We start from the raw sequence: 23,638 nt of genomic DNA on the forward strand, positions 1-23,638 counted from the left end.
CACATAAATGTGTATAGCACATAGTTGACAAGCGCACAGGTAGATGCCACTTCACACGGTATGACCGAGAAAGCAGACATAATGCCAAACCCTCCGCTCGATGAGGTGTCCAAGAAACCCGAGGCGGACGTCCTCGGCGATCCACGCATCCGCGCGGGCGTGCCGGATCTTCTGGCTGCGCAAGGCTTCAGTGCAGGCTCCATTGAGGCGCTTTTGGCGCTCGACATCGCGCTCTTCAAGTGGCGCAGGATGGCGGAAAAGGGAGAGTTCAAAGGTAAGGTCCTCAAGGATATGCCTGAAACGCTTGAACCTGCGTTGTTGCAGGGTCTGTTCTCTGTGGCGCAAATCTCTGCAGGTCTCGGGCGCGAGAAAGCCGAATTGCCGACCATCGGCATGGTGGCAGAGGTGATGGCTGTCGATCCGTCCCGCGCATCTCGTGTCACGTCTGAACTCGTCTCTCGGGGGTATCTCGAACGTCGGCCCTCCCAAGAAGATGCGCGCAAGTCCGTCCTCGCCATGACGCCGATGGCGAGAAAGTTCATGGCTGGTTTTACATTGTCCAAGTGGCGTGTTCTGACGCAGGTGTTCGACGGCTGGTCCGAAGAAGACGTCGTTGCGTTCAATCGTCTCTTTACCAAATACGCCTCCGGTTTGAGTGCGGCCTTGGCGTCTGATTGACGTAGTTGGGCCATGTAGGGAACAGTGGAGAACAATTGCAGAACGCGCTTTTCCTCCGTCGCGGCCTGATGTAGTTTGCTCTCCATGAGCAGTTTCAATGAAGATGACGCCTTCGAGGCCGCCGCCCAGCCGCCGGGCCCCTCTCTATCGCAGCTTGCGATGGGGAATGCGATGGCTGCACGTCAACCGGCAGATTACCTGGACACCCTGAACCACGCGCAAAGAGAGGCCGTCGAAACGCTCGACGGACCCGTTCTCATGCTTGCAGGCGCAGGGACGGGGAAGACCAAGGCCCTGACCGCCCGTATTGCGCATCTTCTGAACACCGGACGGGCGCGCCCGAACGAAATTCTCGCCGTGACCTTCACAAACAAGGCCGCGCGCGAGATGAAGGAGCGCGTCGCGACCCTGATGAACCAGCCGATCGACGGGATGCCGTGGCTCGGCACGTTCCACTCGGTCTGCGTCAAACTCCTGCGCCGTCACGCGGAACTCGTGGGCCTGAAGTCGAACTTCACCATCCTCGACACGGACGACCAAATCCGCCTGCTGAAGCAGTTGATCAATGCGGCTGGTATTGATGAAAAGCGGTGGCCCGCGCGGCAATTGTCCGGAATGATCGACAGCTGGAAAAACCGTGCGCTGACACCGGAGAAAGTGTCCTCGGGTGAAGGCAGCGAGTTCAACGGGTTGGGTGTAAAACTCTATACCCAATACCAAGACCGCCTCGTGACACTGAATGCCGTCGATTTCGGTGATCTGCTGCTCCACATGGTGACGATCTTTCAGAAGAACCCTGATCTTTTGGAGCAATATCAGCGCTGGTTCCGCTACATCCTCGTGGACGAGTATCAGGATACGAACGTTGCGCAGTATCTGTGGCTTCGCCTCCTCGCGGGTGGGCACAAGAATATCTGCTGCGTAGGCGACGACGACCAGTCGATCTATGGCTGGCGCGGGGCCGAAGTGGGGAACATCCTGCGGTTTGAAAAGGATTTTCCCGGCGCGAAGGTGGTTCGCCTCGAACAGAACTACCGCTCGACACCGCATATCCTCGCGGCGGCGTCCTCAGTCATTGCGGGCAACTCCGACCGCCTTGGTAAAGAGCTTTGGACCGCTGAAACCGACGGTGAAAAAGTCCGCCTCGTTGGCCATTGGGATGGCGAGGAAGAGGCGCGCTGGGTCGGGGAAGAGATTGAAGCGATGCACGGCGGGACACGTTCACGCCTGCGCAAATATTCCCTCGACGACATGGCGATTCTCGTGCGGGCTTCACATCAGATGCGGGCGTTTGAGGACCGTTTTCTTTCCATCGGTCTGCCCTATCGCGTGATCGGCGGCCCGCGGTTCTATGAGCGGATGGAGATTCGGGATGCGATGGCCTATTTCCGCATCGTGACGCAGCCCGAGGATGATCTTGCGTTTGAACGGATCATCAACACGCCGAAACGTGGCGTGGGGGATAAAGCCCTGCAAGAAATCCAGATCGCGGCGCGGTCGAATGGTGTGTCACTCCTTGAGGGCGCGCGGATTGCGGTGGAGGACGGTCTGCTAAAGGGCAAGGCCAGGGCCGGTGTCGCGCAACTCGTAGAACAGATTGAGCAGTGGGCCTCTCTCAACGTTCAGCAGATTCGCTATGGTGTTGAAGACGAAGATGCACTTGTTGAGGACGTGTCTTATGAGCCCGCCGAGATCGGACATATCGAACTCGCAGAGAAGATTCTCGACGAGTCCGGCTACACGGCGATGTGGCAGAACGACAAAACGCCCGAAGCGCCGGGGCGGCTCGAAAACCTCAAGGAACTTGTGAAAGCACTCGAGCAGTTCGAGAACCTCGCGGGATTCCTCGAGCACGTCTCGCTGATCATGGACAATGACAGCGAAAAGGACGGCGAAAAGGTCACGATCATGACCTTGCACGGGGCGAAGGGCCTCGAATTCCCTGTCGTCTTCCTGCCGGGTTGGGAAGAGGGGCTTTTCCCGTCTCAGCGGTCAATGGACGAGAGCGGAATCAAGGGCCTCGAAGAAGAGCGACGCCTCGCTTACGTGGGCATCACGCGGGCCGAAGAGCTCTGCACGATCAGCTTTGCGGCGAACCGTCGGGTCTATGGACAATGGCAATCGCAACTAGCCTCGCGGTTCATCGATGAATTGCCGGCCGACCATGTCGATGTCGAAACGCCCTCCGGTCTCGGCGGGCGTCAGGCGGGTGGGTATGGTTCAACCGGCATGAGCTATGAGCCAGAACCGATCGAGAGCAGCTTTTCGCGCAAGGCGGCGAAGGCGGACGTTTACAGCTCCCCCGGCTGGAAGCGGATGCAGGCGCGGACGGCGCAGCGTGGTGCGCGGTCTCCGAAGATGACGACCATTGATGCGAAGGCAGCGGCGAGCTTTACCGAGGGGACGCGGGTCTTCCATAAAAAGTTCGGCTATGGCGAAGTCATGGAGATCGAGGGCGATAAGCTCACAATCGAATTCGATCACTCCGGAACAAAGAAACTCATGGCGAGCTTTGTTCTTCCGGCGGATCAGGCCGGAGACGTGCCGTTCTAAGTTCTCGATACATGCGCGGCTTGCATGAGTGCGTCCTGCGGTGACGTGGGGCGAACTATCCTCATTTGAAAATCCGGAAGACAAACGCACAAACACTCGCACCCATCGGGAGGCGAGTTGCGAGACAGTTGTCAATGTCAGGGAGGGTCTAAAGCGCGGCGGTGCCAGGGAGGAGGAGAGGCACCGCCGCCTTCAGTAACGGCCCTCTAGGGAGGAGGAGAGAGGGACCGATCCGAACCGGGGTTTGATCCCCGTATAGGTGCGGTGATGCAGGGAGGAGGACGCATCACCGCTCAGGTACCCAAGGCCCAAGGGAGGAGGAGGGGCCTCGAATTCCGGAATTTGATGCGGTAGCGCCAGGGAGGAGGAGGGGCGCTACCGCTGTATCAAGGCCCAAGGGAGGAGGAGAGGGCCTGATGAGAAACTCTTATGCGCCGTAGGCGGCTTCGTAGGCGACTGCCTTGATGGTTGCGCGGGACAGGCCCAAGTCAGCCAGATCGCGATCGCTCAGGCCGCTCAACTCAAGCGTCGTCTCGCGGTACACGCGGTAACGCGCAAAGCGCTCTTGAACCGTGCGGAACAGTCCTGCGAAAGGACGGGCAGAGGCCGTTGCGGCATTGTTGATGTCGTTTGCGTAAGCCATCGGACTTGAACCTTAGTATGCGTTAGGGCCGCGTCATTGCCTCACTTGGTTAACCGCTTCGGACTGCGTTGGTTCCGTAGGGCGTCGTCATCTCGACTGTGTGGCAAAGCTTGGCCGCTCTGTTGAGTTGAATATCGGTGTTTTGCTGCAGATGCACAATCCACCGGTTGGTCATTGCCGCTATGCAGAAAATGCATAACCCTAACTGACCTATTTGTCTGGGATGTTTCCGCTAGCGGGAGGCTGCTTTGCATGTGCGTGAAAATGTCGGGTAGAATTAGGTCAGCAAAGGGCCTATTTCCGTCAGAGCAGATAAGAGAGGGTCCTATGTCCGTAGATCGCAACAAAGTTCTGGAAGCGTTGAATGCCGTGAAGGTTCCGAGCGGCCAATCGCTCGTTGATGCAGACTTGGTGAGGGCGCTCGCGATCAATGATGGCGCTGTAAGTTTTGTGCTTGAGGCGCGTGATGCAAATGAAGCTCGGACACTTGCGCCTGTCGAGGCGGCTGCGCGGACGGCTCTTCTCGCGCTCGGCGGGGTTGAGAAGGTTTCCATTGTCACCACAGCACATGGGCCGAGTGGGTCGGCGGCAAAAGCCCCAGGCGGCGAGCCGCCCGCACTGAAGGTGGGGCGTCACCCCACGCCGCAGCAGGGCAAGACAAAACCGGCGGGCGTTAAAAGCGTGATTGCAATTGCGTCGGGCAAGGGCGGCGTTGGTAAATCGACAGTCTCCGCAAACCTCGCCGTCGCGCTCGCGCGACAGGGGCGGAAGGTGGGTCTTCTGGACGCCGATATCTATGGTCCGTCGCAGCCGCGAATGATGGGTGTGAACAAGCGTCCCGCCTCGCCGGACGGTGAAACGATTGAGCCGCTGCACGCGCATGGCGTGACGCTAATGTCGATTGGCTTCATGATCCCCGATGGTGAAGCCGTCGTGTGGCGTGGCCCTATGTTGATGGGTGCCATGCAGCAGATGCTGGGCCAGGTCGCATGGGGGGAGTTGGATGTGCTCCTGATTGATATGCCGCCGGGTACGGGTGATGTGCAGCTGACCTTGGGGCAGAAAACGGAACTCACCGGCGCGCTCGTGGTGTCCACGCCGCAGGATGTTGCGCTCATTGATGCGCGTCGTGGGATTTCGATGTTCGAGAAGCTGAAGGTGCCGGTGCTTGGTCTGATTGAAAATATGTCGACCTACACCTGTCCGAATTGCGGCCATGAGGCGCATATCTTCGGCCATGGCGGTGTGGCGCAGGAAGCCGAGAAGATGGGTGTCCCGCTGCTCGCGCAACTGCCGCTCGCGCTTGAGGCGCGGATCGCGGGGGATGAGGGGACACCAGTCGCTGCGACGGAGAGTCCGCTCGCAGATCCCTATGCCCAACTCGCACAGCGTTTGGTGGAGACGGGCGTCGCCTAAGTGGGCGATTTACGTCATTGGGAGTGAAATGGGGCCTTCGGGCCCCTTTTTTGTGGCTCTTTTGCGTGTGAGGCGTCCTATGTAGGGGTGCTATGGGAAGTCATGGGAACTCTGGGAAAGTATGGGAAGTTCTGGGCCGCTCTGTCGCATTTTCTGAAAACGAATCACTTTGCCTGTGGATAACTCGGTGGATTTTTGACCGGATGGTTGTGTGGGTATCGGGTCGCGTGGGAAAAATCTCGGTTTTCTGCTGAGGTGAAGTGCGTCCGTATGTGGTGTTTTTTGTTCTTATTTTGTCTAAATATAGATTTTTTGGCCCATAATTCTGTCCCATATCCTGTTTTTGAGGGTGTTGTGGAGCAAGATGTTGTGTCCTGTGGGTAATAAATCCATTGATTACCATGAAATCCCGTGTAATCTCTATTTATCCGGTGAGACGGGAATGAGCGGCACATCAAAGACCGCGAATAAAGAACAAAGTCAGGTTCATACAGGCATCCGCCCTCACCAGAATAAAGAGATCCGGCGCGCGAGCGAGCAGACATCCCCCCAAGGTGGCGCGCGACGACCGGACAGCCCCGAAATTTCGGGATGAGGGCGGCGGATTGAGCAGTGGCAGCAGCTCGGTCCGCCGTTTCGGTTTAAGGCCCCGGACATGGGGTGGGACAGTGAGAGGAGCCGACGCTTGGTTGGCATGTTTATAGGCGAACACACCTTTAAGGTGGACGGGAAGGGACGCGTGTCGATCCCTGCCGATTTTCGTCGTGAACTTGAACTTGGCGATCCTCTCGCTGGCGAAACCGGTCGTCCCCGCATGGTCATCGTCTATGGTCATGACAAACAAAAGCAACTCATCGTTCACACCTATGACGGCTACCGCGCGCTGGCGGCCGATATCGCGCGTCTGCCGCGCGGGTCTGAAAAGCGGAAGATCATGGAGCGCATGATCCTCAACCGTGCCAAGCCGACCGAGGTGGACAACGATGGTCGTCTCGTCCTGCCGCAGGCGCTGCGCGACAAGATTGCGCTCGACGGCACCGCCTATTTCGCCGGGATGGGGGAGACGTTCGAGATTTGGAAGCCGGAGACCCATAAAGAGGTTGAGGCCGCCGTGTCCGAAAAATGGCTTGAAGAGCAGGGTGAGGATTTCGATCCTCTGAGCCTGCTGGATGATTTGGAGGTCTGAGATGGCCACCGACGAAGATAAGAAACCCCACGTTCCGGTCCTCCTTCGCCCCTTGTTGCGGGAATGCGCGCCGATTTCCGGTCGCTGGCTCGATGGTACCTTTGGGGCTGGCGGGTATACGAAGGGTTTGATTGCTGAAGGCGCAGATCATGTGACAGGCGTGGATCGTGATCCGCTCGCGCATGAGATGGCCGCAAAATGGATCAACAAGCCGCCTTATGAGGGCAAAATCTCTCTCGTTCTCGGCACTTTCGGTCAGATGGATGAATACGCCCAAGATCTCGATGGCGTTGTCCTTGATCTCGGGGTGTCGTCAATGCAGCTCGACATGGCTGAGCGCGGGTTCTCCTTTATGAAAGACGGCCCGCTCGACATGCGGATGTCGCAGGAAGGGCCGTCTGCTGCGGATTTCGTCAATACGGCGGATGAGGCGGAGATCGCCGAAGTGCTTTTTCACTACGGTGAAGAAAAACAGTCTCGCAAAATCGCCCGTGCGATTGTCAAAGACCGTGCGGAAAAGGCGCCGTTTACCACGACACTTCAGCTTGCGGGCCTGATCGAACGTATTCTGCCGCGCAAGAAACCGGGTGCGAGCCATCCGGCAACACGCACGTTTCAGGCCATTCGCATCGCTGTGAACGATGAATTCGGCCAGTTGATCGAAGGGCTGGAGGCCGCTGAGCGCGCGCTCGCTCCTGGTGGGCAACTCGCCGTAGTGACGTTCCACTCGCTCGAAGATCGCGTGGTCAAACGCTTCTTTCAGGAACGCGCCTCGACGGGCGGCGGCGGATCGCGCTATGCGCCTGAGCAAGATGTCAAAATTCCCGGTTTTGAGCGGCTGTCAAAAGCCATTTCGCCGGATGAAGAAGAGTTGGAAGGCAACCCGCGGGCCCGCTCAGCGCGGCTTAGGGTCGGACGTCGGACCGATGCGCCGGCAGTGCCGGTTGATCGGGCGGCGATGGGACTACCGAAACCAGTTTTAAAGCGGTGAGTGTGAGGCAGACATGCGTGGTTTCTATATGATCTTTGCAGCGTTGGTCCTGATGGGCCTCGCGTTTTGGGCCTATCGTGAGAACTACGCGACGCAACAGGTCCTTCGTGAGGTCAGCCAGATCCAGCGTGAAATCGGTCATCAACGCGAAGAGCTTGCAGTGCTCAAAGCCGAATGGGCTTACCTCAACCGTCCGCAGCGCCTTCGCGATCTTGCTGCGATCAACTTTGACCGCCTGCGCCTCCTGCCGTTCCAGCCGGAGCAATTCGGTCGTGTAGACCAAGTGTCCTTCCCGGAGGAAGACGATCTGATCTTTGAACTCGACGGTGCTGTCGATGTGGTCGGACAATTGAGCGCGATTGACACAGGCGAGGCGCAGCAATGAGTATCCGCACTCCACTCCGCCCGCTCGCCCGCGTTCTTGAGGCCCGTGCGAAGGGCGAAAACCCGGACGTGATCGAGCGCGAGAACCTGCGCCTTCGTCACGAGGAAATGCGTGACAAATCCCGTCTGCGCGCGGAGGGGCGTTTGCTCGTTCTGGGGCTGTGCTTCATGTCGGCGTTCCTTCTCGTCGGTGTGCGCATGGGGCAGGTCGCGGCGACCGTGCCAGCCGAGCCGAAAGCGGCAGCCACCGGCACGCCGATCCTTGCGCAACGCGCGGACATTGTGGACCGCAACGGTCGTATTCTCGCGACCAACCGCGTGACCCACAGTCTCTATGCGCAGCCGCAGGAGATGATTGATCCTGTGCATGCAGCCAAAGAACTCGCGCGCATTTTCCCCGATCTTGAAGAAGAGCGCTTGATTCGTGATTTCACCGGGTCGCGCAAGTTCTTGTGGATCAAAAAGAAAATCGCGCCGGAACAGCAGCAGGCGGTCCACGATATTGGTGAGCCGGGGTTGCTCTTCGGGCCGCGTGAGGAACGTCTCTATCCGAACGGTAAACTCGCTGCGCACGTGCTTGGCGGAACGAAGTTCGGACGCGAAGGCGTCATGAGCGCCGAGATCGTCGGCCAGTTCGGCATTGAAAAAGCGCGCGACGACTACCTTAGCAATCCAGCCAATGGAGACAAACCGCTTCAGCTTTCCCTTGATCTGACGGTGCAATCGACCGTTCGCGAGGTGCTCTATGGCGGTATGCGGATGCTTGATGCCAAGGGAGCTGCCGCAGTCCTGATGGACATTCACACGGGGGAAATCATTTCCCTCGTCTCGCTGCCCGATTTTGATCCGAACTCCCGTCCGTCTTTCGCGGCAAAAAATCCAGAGGACAACCCGCGGTTCAACCGGACCGTTCAGGGTGTCTATGAACTCGGCTCGACGTTTAAAATTTTCGCGGCAGCTCAGGCGATGGAACTTGGCCTCGCAGGGCCGGACACAGAGATTCCCGCAACGCCGCCGTTCCGTTGGGGCAAATACACAATCGGTGAGTTTGAGGGCCATAACTACGGTCCGACGCTGTCGCTCTCGGGCATGATCGTCAAGTCGTCCAACGTCGCGACCGCGCATGTGGCGCAAGAGATCGGTGTCGAACGCCAGAAAGCGTTCCTGAAACAGCTCGGCTTCTTCGAGCCTGTTCCCGTCGAACTCGCAGAAGCACCGGCGGGCAAGCCACTCCTTCCGCCGAATTGGTCTGAACTTTCCACACTGACCATCGGTTTCGGGCACGGCCTGTCTGCCTCGCCGCTTCACCTTGCGACGGCTTACGCCTCGTTGCTCAACGGCGGGACGCTCGTGGAGCCGACCTTGATCAAACGCGAAGGCTATACGCCGAAGGGCGAACGGATTGTGAGCGAAGAGGTTTCCGCCGCCTCGCGTCAGATGCTTCGCGAAGTTGTGACCGATCCGGAAGGTACGGCGAGTTTCGCCGAAGTCACGGGGTACAAAGTTGGCGGTAAAACCGGCACGGCGGACAAGCCGAAGCCTACCGGCGGCTACTACGACGACAAGACGATCACCACGTTTGCTTCGGTTTTCCCGACGGATAAGCCCAAGTATGTGCTGATCGTCTCCCTCGATGAACCGATTGAGACCTCTGGTAGCAAGCCGCGCCGCACGGCCGGTTGGACGGCCGTGCCGGTCGCTGCCGAAGTGATCCGGCGCACAGCTCCGCTCATGGGATTGAGACCCGAGATTGAATCCCCTGCCCAAGCTGGGATAACACTGACATCAACGCAGTGATCAACGAAAGGCGCGGGCAGCATGACATCACTCACAGAGTTGGGATTGACCGCGCAAGGTGGTCGCGATGTTCAGATCACGGGTCTCTCGGTCGATAGCCGGAAGGTAGAAGAGGGGCATCTCTTCGCCGCGCTCCCCGGGTCGAGCGTCCATGGCGCGACATTTGTTCCGATGGCCCTTTCAATGGGCGCGCGCGCGATTCTGACCGATCCGGCAGGCGCGCGGATCGCCTCTGAGGCGGTTGCAGAGCATGATGCTGCGCTTGTTGTGGTCGAGGACGCGCGTCAGGCGCTCGCCTACACGGCTGCATTGTTCTTCGGTCGTCAGCCGGATGTGATGGTCGCCGTGACGGGCACCAATGGCAAAACGTCTGTCGCCACCTTTGCACGTCAGATTTGGCAGTTGCTCGGGGCCTCAGCGATCAATATCGGCACGACCGGTGTCGAAGGCGACTGGCAAGCCCCGAGTCCTCACACCACACCTGAGCCGATAACGCTGCATCGCATGTTGGCCGATGCGGCGCATGCCGGGGTTGAATACGGCGCGATGGAAGCCTCTTCGCATGGCTTGGCCCAGCGGCGTCTCGACGGAGTAAGCGTCACTGCTGCGGCCTTTACGAACTTCACCCAAGACCACCTAGATTACCACGCGACGTTTGAGGCTTATTTCGCGGCGAAGGCAGGGCTCTTCACCCGCGTTTTGCCGGAAGACGGGGTTGCCGTCGTCAATGTGGACGACCCGAAAGGCGTCGAAATCGAGGGCCTGTGCGCAGAACGCGGTGTCGATGTGATGCGCATTGGTCGTTCTGATGCGGCGGACCTGCGTGTGCTTTCTCAGCGGTTCGATCCGACGGGGCAGGAGCTGCGCGTCGATTTTGTAGGGAATATCTATCAAATTCGTTTAGACCTCATTGGCGGTTTTCAGGCCGAGAATGTAATGACGGCGGCGGGCCTTGTGATGGCCTGCGGTGCTGATCCGGAAGAGGTCTTCTCCTGTCTGCCGGAACTCACGGGGGTCCGTGGCCGGATGGAACACGCCGCGACGCGGGCGAATGGCGCGACGGTCTTTGTCGATTATGCCCATACGCCGGATGCGGTCGCGACGGCGATCAAGGCACTGCGTCCGCACGTTATGGGACGTGTCATTGCCATCATCGGCGCGGGCGGAGATCGTGACAAGACCAAGCGCCCGCTGATGGGGCAGGCTGCGGCAGAGAATGCCGATCTTGTGATTGTGACCGATGACAACCCGCGCTCAGAAGACCCAGCGGCGATCCGTGCGGAAGTTCTGGTCGGTGCACCGGACGCCATCGAGATCGGTGATCGCGCCGAAGCGATCCTGCGCGGGGTGGATTCCCTACAGCCCGGTGATGCGCTCCTGATTTGCGGAAAGGGTCACGAGAGCGGCCAGATTATCGGCAATGACGTCTATCCGTTTGATGACGTGGAGCAGGCCTCTCTTGCCGTCGGGGCTCTGGAGGGGCGGATATGAGCGCGCTCTGGACGACGGCTGAGGTTGCCGCCGCGACGGGTGGAGCCGCGACCAAAGACGCCGAGATCACCGGTATTTCCATCGACACGCGGACTATCCAGCCGGGTGACCTGTTCGTCGCGCTGCAGGCGGCGCGGGATGGCCATGATTTTGTGGCCCAAGCGCTCGACAAAGGGGCGGCTGCGGCGCTCGTGTCGCGTCGGCCGGAAGGTGTGGCCAAAAACGCATCGTTGGTTGTCGTAGACGATGTCTTGCCAGCCTTGGAGCGCCTCGGCGCCGCTGCGCGTGCCCGTGTTGCAGGCAAGGTCGTCGGCGTCACCGGCTCTGTCGGGAAGACCTCGACCAAGGAAATGCTCCGCGCCATTCTCGGACCGCAGGGTAAAACACATGCTGCGGAAGCCAGTTACAACAACCATTGGGGCGTGCCACTGACCTTGGCGCGGATGTCGGCGGACACGGATTTCGCGGTCATCGAGATCGGGATGAACCACCCGGGCGAGATTGCGCCACTGGCCGAACTGGCCGAGCCGGACGTTGCGATGATCACCACCGTCGCGCCTGCGCATATGGCCGCGTTCGAGAGCCTTGAGGGGATCGCCAGAGAGAAGTCCGATATTTTCAAAGGATTGGTTGAAGACGGGGTGGCCGTGTTCAACGGAGACCTCCCCGTCACCGATATCCTTGCCGCTGCATGGTCCGGCGCGTCGATCCGGTTTGGTGAGGACGAAACCTGCGCGGCGCGGCTGACGTCTGTGGAGATCGAAGATCGCGTGACGCGAGGTTCGGCGGTCGTGGATACAACGCACGTCGATTTTTCGCTTTCCACCGCAGGGCGCCATTTCGCGACCAATGCGGTCGGCTGCTTGGCCGTCGTGGATGCGCTCGGCGCTGACGTGGTGAAAGCCGCAGCCGATCTGTCGCTTTGGGCGCCGCCGGAAGGGCGGGGCGCGCGTGAGACGGTGCAACTCCCGATTGGTAAGCCGCTCGAACTCATCGACGACGCGTTCAACGCCAACCCGACGTCCATGTCGGCGGCGCTTGAGGTGCTTGCGAAAGCAACCCCAGCGGACACCGGACGACGCATCGCGATTTTGGGAGATATGCTAGAGCTCGGCGAAAAGGAAGTTGCGATCCATGAGGGCCTCGCCGCACTGCCTTGGTTTGCCAATCTGGATGCCGTGCATTGCGTTGGGCCTTTGATGCGGGCGTTGTTTGACGTTCTGCCGGATGGACGGCGCGGGCAGTGGTTTGAAACGGCACAGGATGCAGTGCCTGCGCTTGCGAGTCTCACAGGTCCCGGCGATGTCGTGCTTTTGAAGGGCTCCAAAGGGTCGAAAGTGAGCCTACTGGTTGACGAATTGCGCAAATTGGGCCAAGCGCAGCCGAAATAAGCAAAAGGAAGATGTAAGCGGATGTTGTATTGGATTTCTGGCCTGTCGGACGGGGGAGACCTGTTCAACCTGTTTCGCTACATCACGATGCGGTCTGGCGGTGCCTTTTTCACGGCGCTGCTGTTCTCGATGATCTTCGGCCGTCCGCTGATCGACTTTCTTCGTCGCCGTCAGGGCAAGGGCCAGCCGATCCGTGAGGACGGCCCTGAGGGGCACTTTGCCAAAGCCGGCACGCCGACGATGGGCGGATTGCTGATCCTGACCGCGCTTCTGATTTCGACGCTTCTCTGGGCGCGACTGGATATCGGCTATGTCTGGATCGTGCTCTTTGTGACTTATGGCTATGGTCTGATCGGTTTTGCAGATGACTATGCGAAAGTGTCCAAGGCGAACACGAAGGGCGTTCCCGGTCGTGTGCGTCTCGGCCTTGGCTTCCTGATCGCGGCAATTGCGGCTGTGTGGTCCGCGATGATCCATCCCGATGACCTCGCGTTCCAACTCGCCATGCCGGTGTTCAAAGACCTGCTGATCAACCTGTCTTGGTTCTTTGTCCCGTTTGCGATGATCGTCATCGTTGGGGCTGCGAATGCGGTGAACCTCACGGATGGTCTCGATGGTCTCGCGATCATGCCTGTGATGATCGCAGCGGGGACTTTGGGCGCGATTGCCTATGTCGTGGGGCGTGTCGACTTTACCGAGTATCTCGGGCTGCACTACGTGCCGGGCACGGGGGAAATCCTCGTGTTTACCGCCGCGCTGATCGGTGGCGGTCTCGGGTTCCTGTGGTTCAATGCGCCGCCTGCGGCTGTATTTATGGGGGATACGGGGTCTCTGGCGCTCGGTGGCGCGTTGGGTGCGATTGCGGTTGCGACCAAGCACGAGATCGTTTTGGCGATTGTGGGTGGTCTGTTTGTGGTCGAGGCGCTGTCTGTGATCATTCAGGTGGCCTACTTCAAACGCACCGGTAAACGCGTGTTCCTGATGGCGCCGATCCATCACCACTATGAGAAGAAAGGGTGGTCGGAGCCGACCATCGTGATCCGGTTCTGGATCATCTCTCTGGTGCTCGCACTGATCGGTCTGGCGACGCTGAAACTGCGCTAAACGAGAGGGGGCCAAGGCCCCCTTTTTTGAGTATTTGACCCAAGAAGAAGGATGGGGCGCGATGATCCCTGTGCTCGGATACGAAGACAAGAAAGTGGCGGTTTTGGGCCTCGGGCGTTCCGGTCTTGCGACAGCGCGGGCGTTGGAGGCCGGCGGAGCGGAGGCGCTGTGCTGGGACGACTCTGTTGAGGCGCGTGAGCGGGCGGAGGCGGAAGGGTTCGTCATCCATGATTTGCACAAGGCGGACAGCTTTGAAGGGGTTGACGTTCTCGTCGTCTCACCGGGCATTCCGCATCTCTATCCGGAGCCAAACAAGGTGATCGCACGCGCATGGGACGCGGGTGTGCCTGTCGACAACGACATCGGGTTGTTTTTCCGTTCTCTCGGTTTGGGAGAGTGGATGGACTATGCCACTCCACCGCGTGTGATTGCGGTGACGGGATCGAACGGGAAGTCTACGACCTCGGCGCTTATTCACCACATTTTCGAAGAGAACGGGACGCCGTGTCAATTGGCGGGCAACATCGGGCGTGGGGTGCTCGACATTGAGCCGCCGGAGGATGGCGAGGTCATTGTGCTCGAGCTGTCGTCCTACCAGACGGATCTCGCGCGGGCGCTGACGCCGGATGTGGCTGTGTTCACGAACCTATCGCCGGATCATCTCGACCGTCACGGCGGGATGGGCGGATACTTTGCGGCCAAGCGTCGGCTCTTTGCCGAGGGCGGTCCGGATCGTGCGGTGATTGGTGTCGATGAGAAAGAGGGGCGGTATCTCGCCAACCAGCTCGTCGAGAGCCCTGAAGACATGCGTCTCATTCGTGTGTCGTCGGGTCAGAAGCTCGGCGGGCCGGGGTGGAATGTCTTCGCGCGGAAGGGGTTTCTATCCGAGTACCGCAAAGGCAAACAGGCGGCGTCTATCGATTTGCGTGAGATCGACGGCTTGCCGGGGGCGCATAACCATCAGAATGCTTGTGCAGCCTATGCTGCAGCGCGGGCCCTCAATCTATCGCCGCGCGGGATTGAGGCAGCGCTTCGCAGTTTTAAAGGGCTTCCGCATCGCTCGCAGCTCGTCCGTGAATTGGATGGCGTGCGCTATGTGAATGACTCGAAAGCGACCAATGTGGATGCGGCGGCGAAGGCGCTTCAGGCGTTTTCAAAAATCCGCTGGATCGCGGGCGGCCTCGGGAAAGATGGCGGGATCGAGGATCTCAAGCCGTTCCTCGGGTCTGTTGTGAAAGCCTATCTGATCGGTTTTTCCGCGCGGGATTTCGCTCTTCAGATTGGCGATACGCCCTACGAGATTTGCGATACGATGGAGGTAGCGGTGGCCAAGGCGGCTGCAGAGGCGGAGGCGGATGAGACGGTGCTCTTGGCACCTGCGGCAGCGTCATTTGACCAGTTTCCGAACTTCGAGAAGCGGGGGGATGCCTTTGCTGACGAGGTGGCAAAGCTCGGGTGAGTGAGGCGGGGCTTTCTGTGTCAGTCCCGCTGCCTTTCACCTAACGTCTATCCAATGCGTGTTTTGCATTTGAAGTTGCGATATAATCTCTGACAACACGAGTGCCTCAAACCAGATAGAGAACGGCAATGTTGCAAGAGATCATGAATTTACCGCCGCTCCTTGCGGCCAGTATCATTGTCCTGTCGATTGTTCTCCTGTCCCTCTCGTCCTATGGCATCACGCGAAAACTCTTGGGGCATGGGGCCGACTCGGAGCGGCGTGAGCTTGCTGGATCCGTGATCTTTCGCGTCAGCGCCTTGCATGGTCTCGTTCTTGCGCTTGTGTTCGCGCAAGAGGTGGTCAACCTGCGCGATGTGACGACGGTGTCGTCGCGTGAAGCGGCGTTGGTGGGGGACGTCTTTTATGACCTGAAACGGTACGATGCCGAGGGCACCCTGCCGATCCGAGAGGACCTCGCCTCCTACACGCGTCATGTTTTGGAGACAGAGTGGGGGGCGTTGGCCGATGAGAACACGCTGCACGATCCGGCGTGGGCGGAGTGGGAGTCGGCCTATGAAGCGATTCTCGATCTGGAGCCTGAAACACTCCGACAGGAAAGTCTCCGGTCGATTATGCTCGGCGGCATCAGGGATGTGTCGATGCTCCGGCTCGAGCGGGAAGAGGCCGCGCGGGCGGGGGTCAATCCGCTGTTTCTCACCGCGGCCATCGTTGGGGTCGTCCTGACCGCAGCGGCCTATTTTACGTTTGAGCCGACGCGGTTGAACATTCTGCTCCTCACGATTTTCTCGTCCTATACAGGGCTGATCATCTTTTTCATTATCGCTTTTGCGAACCCCTACCATTCCCCGGGCAAAGCCGCGCCTGTGAGTTTCGAACTTTTGTATCAGGGTGAAGTGCGGGAGTTGGCCGAACGGGCGCGTTAGGTGTGCTCAATACTCCAATGCGTCCAGCGTTTCTTTTAGGAGGCGAGCCGAGGCTCCCAAGGCCTCATGCTCCGCGTCGTCGAGTTCGGGGAAAAGGTCGGAGACCACGCCTTGGGCGCCGACGATGCGGGGGATGGAGAGCGCGACGTCGAGGACACCTTCGACTTTGGGGGTGACGATGGAGACGGAGAGCACGGTTTGCTCATCGCGGGCGATAGCGCGGACGAGGCGTTCGAGGCCCGCGCCGATGCCATACCATGTCGCGCCTTTGCCGTTGATGATTGTATAGGCGGCGTTGCGAACGCCATCATCGATCCGCGCTTTGACGCCCGCGGTGAGCGGGACGCGCATTTGGGCGGCGAAGTCTTTAACCGACAGGGTGCCCGCGCGGGCGGAGGACCAGCAGAGCACTTCGCTATCGCCATGTTCTCCGAGCACATAGGCATGAACGGAGCGGGCCGAGACGCCGAGGTGTTCGCCGATCAGGTGGCGAAAGCGCGCCGTGTCGAGGATCGTGCCAGAGCCGATGACGCGCGATGGCGGGAGGCCGGAGAGCCGCGTGGCGATCTGGGTCATAATGTCGACGGGGTTCGTGGCCACGAGAAGGATCGCGTCGGGGGCTGCGTCGAGGACCTTTCCGATGATCTGGCGGAACACTTCGGCGTTTCGGGTCAGGAGTTCGAGGCGGCTTTCCCCGGGCTTTTGTCCGACACCGGCGGCGAGGATGACGACACCTGCGCCTGTGAGGTCGCTATAGTCGCCTGCGGTCACAACGGTGGAGGAGGCGAAGGGCACGGCGTGGGCGATGTCTTCGGCCTGCGCGCGGGCCAGATCGCGGTTGTAATCGACAAAGATGACCTTGCTCGCGGTGCCTGCAAGCGCGATGGCGTAGCCTGCTGCAGAGCCGACCATTCCGGCCCCGACGATGCCGATTTTCATGGGTATTCTCCGAAAGTTGCGCCCCGTTAGCGCGACCATGCGGGGATTCCCCGCCCCGTTCAATGACTGTGATCAAAATCGGGGTGGCGAAACCCTGCTGTGCTGCAGGATCGGGCACAATCTGTTGTGGCGCGGGAGGGCAAAAAAGGCTACTCTTGTGGGATAGACCCGAAAAATCGGGCGTTCAGGCGTAATCGAGGCAGTAGGCGGTTAGCAATGACAGAGATGGTGTATGGCGCGACTCCCGTAGCAGGGGGCGAGCCGGTGTTGCCCCGTTGGTGGCGCACGATCGACAAATGGACCCTGTCCTGTGTGTTTATTCTGTTCGGTATCGGGCTTTTGCTCGGGCTGGCAGCGTCGCCGCCTCTGGCCGAGAAGAACGGCTTTGCAGACATGTTCTACTACGTGAAGCGGCAGGCCTTTTTTGGCACTGTCGGCCTCACGGTGATGGTCGCGATCACGATGATGGACCCTGCGCGGGTGCGGCGGTTGGCGGTGCTCGGGTTTGGCGCGGCGTTTGTCGCGCTCCTGCTGCTGCCGTTTCTTGGCACCGATTTCGGGAAGGGGGCGACGCGGTGGTTCTCCTTCGGGTTCGCCTCTGTTCAACCGTCGGAGTTTCTGAAGCCTGCCTTTGTCGTGACGGCTGCGTGGCTCATGGCGGCCTCTTTGGAAATCGGTGGACCTCCGGGCAAGATGTATTCCTTTGCGCTCGCGGGGATCATCGTAATCCTGCTCGCGCTGCAGCCGGATTTCGGGCAGGCCTCTTTGATCCTGTTTTCCTGGGGCGTGATGTATTTCGTTGCGGGGGCGCCGATGATGCTCCTCGCGGGGATTGCGGGGCTTGTCGTGATGGGCGGTTTCTTCGCCTATGAGAATTCCGAGCACTTCGCCCGCCGCATCGACGGCTTTCTGAACCCGACAATCGATCCGACGACCCAGATCGGCTACGCGACGAACGCGATCCGCGAGGGCGGTATCTTCGGCGTCGGCGTGGGTGAGGGGACGGTGAAATGGTCTCTGCCGGATGCGCATACCGATTTCATCATTGCCGTCGCAGCCGAAGAATATGGGCTGTTGCTCGTTCTGATCATCATCTCGCTTTACGCGACGATCACTGTGCGTTCTATGTGGCGGCTGCTCCGAGAGCGTGATCCGTTCATCCGCCTTGCGGGGACGGGGCTTGCCTGTGCGTTCGGTGTTCAGGCCTTTATCAATATGGGTGTGGCCGTTCGCCTGTTGCCTGCCAAGGGGATGACGCTTCCATTCGTTTCCTATGGTGGCTCGTCTGTGATTGCGTCGGGCATTGCGCTCGGCGCGCTTTTGGCTTTTACCCGCACGCGACCGCAGGGCGAGATCGGGGACATCCTGATCCGGCGCGGACGTTAAGAACCGGAATGAGTGGACCTATGACCCAAGACGCCCCCCTCCTCGTGATCGCAGCCGGTGGCACCGGAGGACATATGTTTCCGGCGCAGTCGCTCGCCGAGGTGATGCTTGCGCGTGGCTGGCGAGTGAAACTGTCGACCGACGCCCGCGGTGCGCGTTACACGGGGGCTTTCCCGAAAGCCGTTGAAATCGACGTGCTGCCTTCCGCGACCTTTGCGCGGGGCGGAATTGCGGCGAAAGCCATGGTGTTCCCGCGTATCCTTGGCGGTGTTGCAAAAGCGATCCGCCACTTTTTGCGCGACAAGCCCGCCGTCGTCGTGGGTTTTGGTGGCTATCCGGCTATTCCGGCGGTGGCGGCCGCGACGCTGATGAAGCTGCCGCGCATGATCCACGAACAGAACGGCATTCTCGGCAAGGTCAATCAGGTCTTCGCCAAACGCGTGAACCAAGTTGCCTGCGGGACATGGCCGACGACGCTTCCCGAAGGAGTTCATGGTCTGCACGTTGGCAACCCCGTGCGGGGCGCCGTTCTCGAAAAACACGCGGCTGCTTACATCGCGCCGGGCGATTACCCGATGGAAATTCTTGTGATCGGTGGCTCCCAGGGCGCGCGCATTCTGTCGGATGTGGTGCCCTCCGCTGTCGCGCAGCTCCCGCAGTCGCTTCTCTCACACCTCCGAGTGAGCCAACAGGCGCGGCCCGAAGATCTCGACCGCGTGACGGAGTTTTATGAGGCGCAGGGCATTCAGGCCGATGTGCGGACCTTCTTTGACGATATCCCGAAACGGATGAGCGAAGCACAGCTCGTGATTTCGCGTTCTGGCGCCTCGACTGTCGCAGATATCTCCGTGATTGGCCGTCCGTCGATCCTCATCCCGTTTGCCGCTGCCGCAGGGGATCACCAGACTGCAAATGCTCGTGGTCTTGTTGAGGCCAACGCCGCCGTGATGATCCCCGAGAGCCAGTTGACAGCCGAGAGCCTGTCCGAACAGGTCACCAATATTCTGAGCCAACCCGATGGCGCCCTGATGATGGCGCGGGCCGCGCTCTCCGTGGGCAAGCCTGAAGCCGCCGAGGAATTGGCTGTGCTCGTTGAGAGCCTTGCTTTCCCCGAAACCTACCCTGCCGCCTAAGACACGAGTGAGACCGAGAAGATGAACGCATCTGCCACCAAACTGCCTACCGAGATGGGCGCAATCCACTTTGTCGGCATCGGCGGGATCGGCATGTCGGGCATTGCCGAAGTGCTGCTCAACCACGGCTATCAAGTGCAGGGCTCTGACCTGAAAGCCTCCAAGATCACGGATCGTCTCAAGGAGCTGGGCGCGGTCATCTACGAAGGCCAGCGGGCCGAGAATCTCGAGAATGCCGAGGTTGTGGTGATCTCAAGCGCGATCAAACCGGGCAATCCGGAGCTCGACGCGGCACGTCTGGCCGGTCTGCCGGTGGTGCGCCGCGCGGAAATGCTCGCAGAACTCATGCGCCTGAAATCCAACGTCGCGGTGGCCGGCACGCACGGCAAGACGACGACCACGACGCTCGTGGCCGAGTTGCTTGTGGCGGGCGGGATCGATCCGACGGTGATCAACGGCGGGATCATCCATGCCTATGGCTCCAACGCACGGATGGGGCAGGGCGATTGGATGGTCGTGGAAGCCGACGAGAGCGACGGAACGTTCAACCGTCTGCCTGCGACGATTGCCATCGTGACCAACATTGATCCCGAACATATGGAACACTGGGGCACGATCGAAAACCTGCGTCAGGGCTTTTACGACTTCGTGTCGGGCATCCCGTTCTATGGTCTCGCCGTGTGCTGCACGGATCACCCCGAAGTTCAGTCTCTCGTGGGCAAGATTACGGACCGCCGTGTCGTGACCTATGGGTTCAATGCGCAAGCGGATGTGCGGGCGGTGAACCTGACCTACAAAAAGGGCGTCGCGCATTTCGACATCGTGCTCGCTGCCGACGACATCGTGATTGAGGGCTGTACCCTCCCGATGCCCGGGGATCACAATGTGTCCAATGCGCTGGCGGCTGTGGCTGTGTCCCGCCATCTCGGGATGAAAGCCGCAGAGATCAAAGAGGCGCTTGCGGCCTTTGGCGGTGTGAATCGCCGCTTTACCCGCGTGGGTGAAGTGAACGGTGTGACGATCATTGATGACTACGGCCATCACCCTGTGGAGATCGCCGCCGTGCTCAAAGCCGCGCGTCAGGCGTCCGAGGGGCGCGTGATTGCGGTGCACCAGCCGCACCGATATTCGCGTCTCCATACCCTCTTCGATGATTTCTGCACCTGTTTCAACGAGGCCGATGTGGTCGGCATTGCGGAGGTCTATGCCGCGGGTGAAGAGCCGATCGAAGGCGCGTCACGTGATGATCTCGTGGCTGGTCTGATCCGCCACGGCCACCGCCACGCGCGCGCGGTGACGTCCGAGGACGATCTCGAACGGTTGGTGCGCGAGCAGACTGGTCCTGGAGATATCGTTGTCTGTCTGGGTGCTGGGACAATTTCGACTTGGGCGCATAATCTACCGAACAGACTCGGCTAACACTCACGGAGGCAGCGATGGCACAGGCTTTGAAACGGAGGATCGGTCCCGGTCTTCTGACGGCCTATGGTGTCGGTGTTATGGTAGGCGCGGGCATTTACGTGCTCGTGGGTGCGGTCGCGGCGCAGGCGGGGCTGTATGCGCCTTTGGCGTTTCTACTCGCAGGTCTAATCGCCGCGCCCTCCGCGCTCTCCTATGCTGAACTCTCGACCCGTATTCCCGAAGCTGCTGGTGAAGCGGCCTATGTCGAGGCGGGCTTTGGCTCCCGTCTGCTGGGGCTGATCGTCGGTGTCGCCATCGTCATGGCGGGGACTATATCCGCAGCCGCCGTTTTGCGCGGCGGCGCGGGGTACTTAATCGGGTTTGTCGATATACCGTTTGCCGTGGCTATTGGCGGTCTTGGCCTGTTGCTCTTGGCCGTCGCCATTGTCGGCGTGCTGGAGAGCCTTGCGATGGCGGCTGTGTTTACGGTGATTGAGGTCATCGGGCTTGGCCTCGTCGTCTGGTCCGGTTGGCACGCGCCGATGTCGCCCGATTTTGCAACGCCGACGATGCCCTATCTCCCCGGTGTCGGTGTGGCGGCGACGCTCGCCTTCTTCGCCTTCATCGGGTTCGAAGACATTGTGAACATGGCCGAAGAGGTGCGGCGACCGGAGCGGACGCTACCGATTGCGATCATTGCCTCGCTGGTCATTACGACGCTGCTTTACGCCGGCGTGACCATCGCGGCGGTACGGGCCGTGCCGCTCGAAGTGTTAGCGGAGTCGGAGCGTCCGCTGGCTCTCGTGTATGAAGCGGGGGGCGGGCAAGCCGTTCTCCTCTCCGCGATTGCGGCGACAGCGGCGCTCAATGGCGTGCTTGCGCAGGTCGTTATGGCGGCGCGGGTGCTGTTCGGGCTTGGCAAACGTGGCAGCATCTTTAGGGTCTTTCACCATGCACACCCGCGCTTTGGCACACCTGTTCTCGCGACGTCACTGATCGGCGTGGTGGTCATCGGTGCGGCGCTGACAATGCCGGTTGCGAACCTTGCTGGTGTCACCTCCACTATTTTGCTCATCGTGTTTTCTGTCGTAAACGGGAGCCTGATTTTCCTCAAACGCAAGTCTCAAAAAGCCCCGTTCCGGGTTGCGGACTGGGTGCCGGTGGTGGGGCTGGTGTTTGCACTTCTGGCACTGTTTGCTTTTGTTATGGGAGCGGTCGGATGAACGAGTTGCTGAACCCTCTTGTGGCCATGGCGATCTGGGCGCTTGCGTGTATGGCGCTTGCACCGTTACCTATTAAGTATCAAATCGTTCCGGGCCTGAGCTTGCTCGCCATGTTGCCCGTTTTGTTGATTTGGACCGGCATGACATACGGTGTCTGGCCGGTGCTGATCGGACTGGCTGCGGCCGCCTCGTTGTTTCGCAAGCCTTTGATCGCTCTCTGGCGATATCTTGGTCGGCGTCTCAAAGGACAGGATGGGAAGACAAAATGACCCTATCTCTCGCGCTCGCTTGCATCTGGGCCATTCTGGCCAATGTGATCGCCATGTTCCCGTCGCGCCACCACCACTGGCCTGCGGCCTATGTGCTGATCGCGCTGGGGGTTCCCCTTCTGGGCTACGTCACATATGAGAACGGCCCATGGATCGCGCTCATCTGCTTTGCTGCGGGTGTGTCGATCCTGCGCTGGCCGGTGATTTATCTCGGCCGGTGGATCCGCAAGCTATTCGCAAAAGGTCCCGCACAATGACATATCCTGACGTCCGTGGAAAATTGACGGAGAACCGCGTGCTCTCCGACCTCACATGGTTGCGTGTGGGCGGGCCTGCAGATGCGCTGTTCCAGCCTGCGGATCTTGAGGATTTGCAGAGCTTTCTCTCCGCGCTTGATCCCTCGGTCGAGGTGTTTCCGATGGGCGTTGGCTCCAACCTGATCGTGCGGGACGGCGGGCTCAGAGCCGTGGTGATCCGCATGGGGCGCGGGTTCAACGGGATCGAGATCGACGCAGAGGCGGGACGTGTGACAGCGGGCGTGGCGGCGCTTGATGCCCATGTCGCGCGCAAAGCGGCAGCAGCGGGGCTTGACCTCACGTTCCTGCGGACCATTCCGGGGGCCATCGGCGGCGCGGTGCGGATGAATGCAGGCTGCTATGGTACCTATGTCGCGGATCATTTCGTGTCCGCGACCGCTGTGACACGCGCCGGAGAGATTGTCACGCTGACAGCGGACGACCTGAATTTTCAATATCGTCAAACCGACCTACCGGAGGGTTGGGTCATCGTCGAGGCGACCTTTTCTGCCGAGCACGGCGATCCCGAGATGCTCGAAACCCGCATGGCGGACCAACTCGCCAAGCGCGACGCGACACAGCCGGTGAAAGACCGCACGGCGGGTTCGACCTTCCGCAATCCTGCCGGATTTTCGTCGACGGGGAAGGCCGACGACGTGCATGATCTCAAGGCATGGAAAGTCATTGATGACGCCGGTCTGCGCGGCTTTTCCATCGGTGGGGCGCAGATGAGCGAGAAGCACTCGAACTTTATGATCAACACCGGTGAAGCGACCGCACACGATCTCGAAGAACTCGGAGAGACGGTGCGAAAAAAGGTATTCCAAAACAGCGGTATCGCGTTACAATGGGAAATCAAACGTGTCGGCGTGTTCGCGGGGCCAGAGGTTCTTGACGGGCTGACCGAGGCGGAAGATACATAAAAATAACAGACGCTTCGGCGTTTGCGCAGTCAGAGCAGGCTGTGACGGT

The 23,638-nt window shown here is 60.0% G+C and carries 21 protein-coding genes; 19 read left to right on the forward strand and 2 right to left on the reverse strand.

All coding sequences use genetic code 11. From position 1 onward, the window contains the following. Positions 1–81: 81 nt before the first annotated feature. Both LA304_RS06185 and LA304_RS06190 read left to right on the forward strand, forming a co-directional pair. A complete protein-coding gene (locus LA304_RS06185; RefSeq protein WP_224502234.1) occupies positions 82–678 on the forward strand; it encodes a MarR family winged helix-turn-helix transcriptional regulator in 597 nt (198 codons plus the stop codon). A gap of 84 nt (positions 679–762) precedes the next feature. After that, positions 763–3,231 carry an ATP-dependent helicase gene (locus tag LA304_RS06190; RefSeq protein ID WP_224502235.1) on the forward strand — a complete coding sequence of 823 codons (2,469 nt, stop codon included), beginning with the start codon at positions 763–765 and terminating at the stop codon, positions 3,229–3,231. A 427-nt stretch (positions 3,232–3,658) separates the two neighbouring features. Here the strand turns inward: LA304_RS06190 and LA304_RS06195 are convergent, their stop codons facing one another. Next, the gene (locus tag LA304_RS06195) at positions 3,659–3,874 is read right to left on the reverse strand and encodes a DUF1127 domain-containing protein (RefSeq protein WP_224502236.1); all 216 of its coding nucleotides are present in this window, start codon (positions 3,872–3,874) and stop codon (positions 3,659–3,661) included. 327 nt (positions 3,875–4,201) lie between these two features. On the opposite strand from LA304_RS06195, the gene LA304_RS06200 reads away from it, so the two are divergent. The 10 genes from LA304_RS06200 to LA304_RS06245 all read left to right on the forward strand — a co-directional run bounded on the left by LA304_RS06200 (position 4,202) and on the right by LA304_RS06245 (position 16,019). Beyond that, entirely contained in the window at positions 4,202–5,290 is a 1,089-nt protein-coding gene (locus tag LA304_RS06200; RefSeq protein ID WP_224502237.1) for an Mrp/NBP35 family ATP-binding protein, read from the forward strand. A gap of 694 nt (positions 5,291–5,984) precedes the next feature. Further along, positions 5,985–6,476, forward strand: a complete 492-nt coding sequence (gene mraZ / locus LA304_RS06205) for a division/cell wall cluster transcriptional repressor MraZ (RefSeq protein WP_318010679.1) — start codon at positions 5,985–5,987, stop codon at positions 6,474–6,476. 1 nt (position 6,477) lies between these two features. Next, complete coding sequence (gene rsmH / locus LA304_RS06210; RefSeq protein WP_224502239.1) at positions 6,478–7,467, forward strand: 16S rRNA (cytosine(1402)-N(4))-methyltransferase RsmH; 990 nt, start codon at positions 6,478–6,480, stop codon at positions 7,465–7,467. 13 nt (positions 7,468–7,480) lie between these two features. Continuing rightward, positions 7,481–7,852, forward strand: coding sequence for a cell division protein FtsL (gene ftsL, locus LA304_RS06215; RefSeq protein WP_224502240.1), 372 nt, complete (start codon positions 7,481–7,483; stop codon positions 7,850–7,852). Further along, a complete protein-coding gene (locus LA304_RS06220; RefSeq protein ID WP_224502241.1) occupies positions 7,849–9,648 on the forward strand; it encodes a peptidoglycan D,D-transpeptidase FtsI family protein in 1,800 nt (599 codons plus the stop codon). Before ftsL ends, LA304_RS06220 begins: the two co-directional genes overlap by 4 nt. Before the next feature lie 21 nt (positions 9,649–9,669). Then, positions 9,670–11,139, forward strand: coding sequence for a UDP-N-acetylmuramoyl-L-alanyl-D-glutamate--2,6-diaminopimelate ligase (locus tag LA304_RS06225; protein ID WP_224502242.1), 1,470 nt, complete (start codon positions 9,670–9,672; stop codon positions 11,137–11,139). Then, complete coding sequence (locus LA304_RS06230; RefSeq protein WP_224502243.1) at positions 11,136–12,530, forward strand: UDP-N-acetylmuramoyl-tripeptide--D-alanyl-D-alanine ligase; 1,395 nt, start codon at positions 11,136–11,138, stop codon at positions 12,528–12,530. Before LA304_RS06225 ends, LA304_RS06230 begins: the two co-directional genes overlap by 4 nt. Positions 12,531–12,551: 21 nt before the next feature. Then, positions 12,552–13,634 (forward strand): phospho-N-acetylmuramoyl-pentapeptide-transferase, encoded by a 1,083-nt coding sequence (gene mraY, locus LA304_RS06235; protein WP_224502244.1) that lies wholly within the window; start codon positions 12,552–12,554, stop codon positions 13,632–13,634. A gap of 61 nt (positions 13,635–13,695) precedes the next feature. Beyond that, positions 13,696–15,093 (forward strand): UDP-N-acetylmuramoyl-L-alanine--D-glutamate ligase, encoded by a 1,398-nt coding sequence (gene murD, locus LA304_RS06240; RefSeq protein WP_224502245.1) that lies wholly within the window; start codon positions 13,696–13,698, stop codon positions 15,091–15,093. Positions 15,094–15,221: 128 nt separating this feature from the next. After that, a complete protein-coding gene (locus LA304_RS06245) occupies positions 15,222–16,019 on the forward strand; it encodes a bestrophin-like domain (RefSeq protein WP_224502246.1) in 798 nt (265 codons plus the stop codon). A gap of 6 nt (positions 16,020–16,025) precedes the next feature. Here the strand turns inward: LA304_RS06245 and LA304_RS06250 are convergent, their stop codons facing one another. Further along, on the reverse strand, positions 16,026–16,958 hold the full coding sequence (locus LA304_RS06250; RefSeq protein WP_224502247.1) for an L-lactate dehydrogenase: 933 nt from the start codon (positions 16,956–16,958) through the stop codon (positions 16,026–16,028). A 216-nt stretch (positions 16,959–17,174) separates the two neighbouring features. On the opposite strand from LA304_RS06250, the gene ftsW reads away from it, so the two are divergent. From ftsW to murB, 7 genes are read left to right on the forward strand one after another with little or no spacing between them, the layout of a single operon-like run. Next, a complete protein-coding gene (gene ftsW / locus LA304_RS06255; RefSeq protein WP_224502248.1) occupies positions 17,175–18,344 on the forward strand; it encodes a putative lipid II flippase FtsW in 1,170 nt (389 codons plus the stop codon). A gap of 20 nt (positions 18,345–18,364) precedes the next feature. Continuing rightward, on the forward strand, positions 18,365–19,477 hold the full coding sequence (gene murG, locus LA304_RS06260; protein WP_224502249.1) for an undecaprenyldiphospho-muramoylpentapeptide beta-N-acetylglucosaminyltransferase: 1,113 nt from the start codon (positions 18,365–18,367) through the stop codon (positions 19,475–19,477). A 21-nt stretch (positions 19,478–19,498) separates the two neighbouring features. After that, positions 19,499–20,896 carry a UDP-N-acetylmuramate--L-alanine ligase gene (murC, locus tag LA304_RS06265; protein WP_224502250.1) on the forward strand — a complete coding sequence of 466 codons (1,398 nt, stop codon included), beginning with the start codon at positions 19,499–19,501 and terminating at the stop codon, positions 20,894–20,896. 17 nt (positions 20,897–20,913) lie between these two features. After that, the gene (locus LA304_RS06270) at positions 20,914–22,101 is read left to right on the forward strand and encodes an APC family permease (RefSeq protein ID WP_224502251.1); all 1,188 of its coding nucleotides are present in this window, start codon (positions 20,914–20,916) and stop codon (positions 22,099–22,101) included. Continuing rightward, positions 22,098–22,370, forward strand: coding sequence for a DUF2484 family protein (locus tag LA304_RS06275; protein WP_224502252.1), 273 nt, complete (start codon positions 22,098–22,100; stop codon positions 22,368–22,370). The genes LA304_RS06270 and LA304_RS06275 overlap by 4 nt, the downstream gene beginning before the upstream one ends. Continuing rightward, entirely contained in the window at positions 22,367–22,627 is a 261-nt protein-coding gene (locus LA304_RS06280) for a DUF2484 family protein (RefSeq protein WP_224502253.1), read from the forward strand. The genes LA304_RS06275 and LA304_RS06280 overlap by 4 nt, the downstream gene beginning before the upstream one ends. Beyond that, the gene (gene murB, locus LA304_RS06285) at positions 22,624–23,589 is read left to right on the forward strand and encodes a UDP-N-acetylmuramate dehydrogenase (protein ID WP_224502254.1); all 966 of its coding nucleotides are present in this window, start codon (positions 22,624–22,626) and stop codon (positions 23,587–23,589) included. The genes LA304_RS06280 and murB overlap by 4 nt, the downstream gene beginning before the upstream one ends. Positions 23,590–23,638 lie beyond the last annotated feature (49 nt).

It is taken from the genome of Celeribacter litoreus (genome assembly GCF_020165855.1).
GTDB lineage: Bacteria > Pseudomonadota > Alphaproteobacteria > Rhodobacterales > Rhodobacteraceae > Celeribacter > Celeribacter litoreus.

Bases quoted from the DNA above. Each gene is read 5' to 3' on its own strand.
- LA304_RS06185 (WP_224502234.1), top strand. From the start codon at position 82: ATGCCAAACCCTCCGCTCGATGAGGTGTCCAAGAAACCCGAGGCGGAC.
- LA304_RS06190 (WP_224502235.1), top strand. From the start codon at position 763: ATGAGCAGTTTCAATGAAGATGACGCCTTCGAGGCCGCCGCCCAGCCG.
- LA304_RS06195 (WP_224502236.1), bottom strand. From the start codon at position 3,874: ATGGCTTACGCAAACGACATCAACAATGCCGCAACGGCCTCTGCCCGT.
- LA304_RS06200 (WP_224502237.1), top strand. From the start codon at position 4,202: ATGTCCGTAGATCGCAACAAAGTTCTGGAAGCGTTGAATGCCGTGAAG.
- mraZ (WP_318010679.1), top strand. From the start codon at position 5,985: ATGTTTATAGGCGAACACACCTTTAAGGTGGACGGGAAGGGACGCGTG.
- rsmH (WP_224502239.1), top strand. From the start codon at position 6,478: ATGGCCACCGACGAAGATAAGAAACCCCACGTTCCGGTCCTCCTTCGC.
- ftsL (WP_224502240.1), top strand. From the start codon at position 7,481: ATGCGTGGTTTCTATATGATCTTTGCAGCGTTGGTCCTGATGGGCCTC.
- LA304_RS06220 (WP_224502241.1), top strand. From the start codon at position 7,849: ATGAGTATCCGCACTCCACTCCGCCCGCTCGCCCGCGTTCTTGAGGCC.
- LA304_RS06225 (WP_224502242.1), top strand. From the start codon at position 9,670: ATGACATCACTCACAGAGTTGGGATTGACCGCGCAAGGTGGTCGCGAT.
- LA304_RS06230 (WP_224502243.1), top strand. From the start codon at position 11,136: ATGAGCGCGCTCTGGACGACGGCTGAGGTTGCCGCCGCGACGGGTGGA.
- mraY (WP_224502244.1), top strand. From the start codon at position 12,552: ATGTTGTATTGGATTTCTGGCCTGTCGGACGGGGGAGACCTGTTCAAC.
- murD (WP_224502245.1), top strand. From the start codon at position 13,696: ATGATCCCTGTGCTCGGATACGAAGACAAGAAAGTGGCGGTTTTGGGC.
- LA304_RS06245 (WP_224502246.1), top strand. From the start codon at position 15,222: ATGTTGCAAGAGATCATGAATTTACCGCCGCTCCTTGCGGCCAGTATC.
- LA304_RS06250 (WP_224502247.1), bottom strand. From the start codon at position 16,958: ATGAAAATCGGCATCGTCGGGGCCGGAATGGTCGGCTCTGCAGCAGGC.
- ftsW (WP_224502248.1), top strand. From the start codon at position 17,175: ATGACAGAGATGGTGTATGGCGCGACTCCCGTAGCAGGGGGCGAGCCG.
- murG (WP_224502249.1), top strand. From the start codon at position 18,365: ATGACCCAAGACGCCCCCCTCCTCGTGATCGCAGCCGGTGGCACCGGA.
- murC (WP_224502250.1), top strand. From the start codon at position 19,499: ATGAACGCATCTGCCACCAAACTGCCTACCGAGATGGGCGCAATCCAC.
- LA304_RS06270 (WP_224502251.1), top strand. From the start codon at position 20,914: ATGGCACAGGCTTTGAAACGGAGGATCGGTCCCGGTCTTCTGACGGCC.
- LA304_RS06275 (WP_224502252.1), top strand. From the start codon at position 22,098: ATGAACGAGTTGCTGAACCCTCTTGTGGCCATGGCGATCTGGGCGCTT.
- LA304_RS06280 (WP_224502253.1), top strand. From the start codon at position 22,367: ATGACCCTATCTCTCGCGCTCGCTTGCATCTGGGCCATTCTGGCCAAT.
- murB (WP_224502254.1), top strand. From the start codon at position 22,624: ATGACATATCCTGACGTCCGTGGAAAATTGACGGAGAACCGCGTGCTC.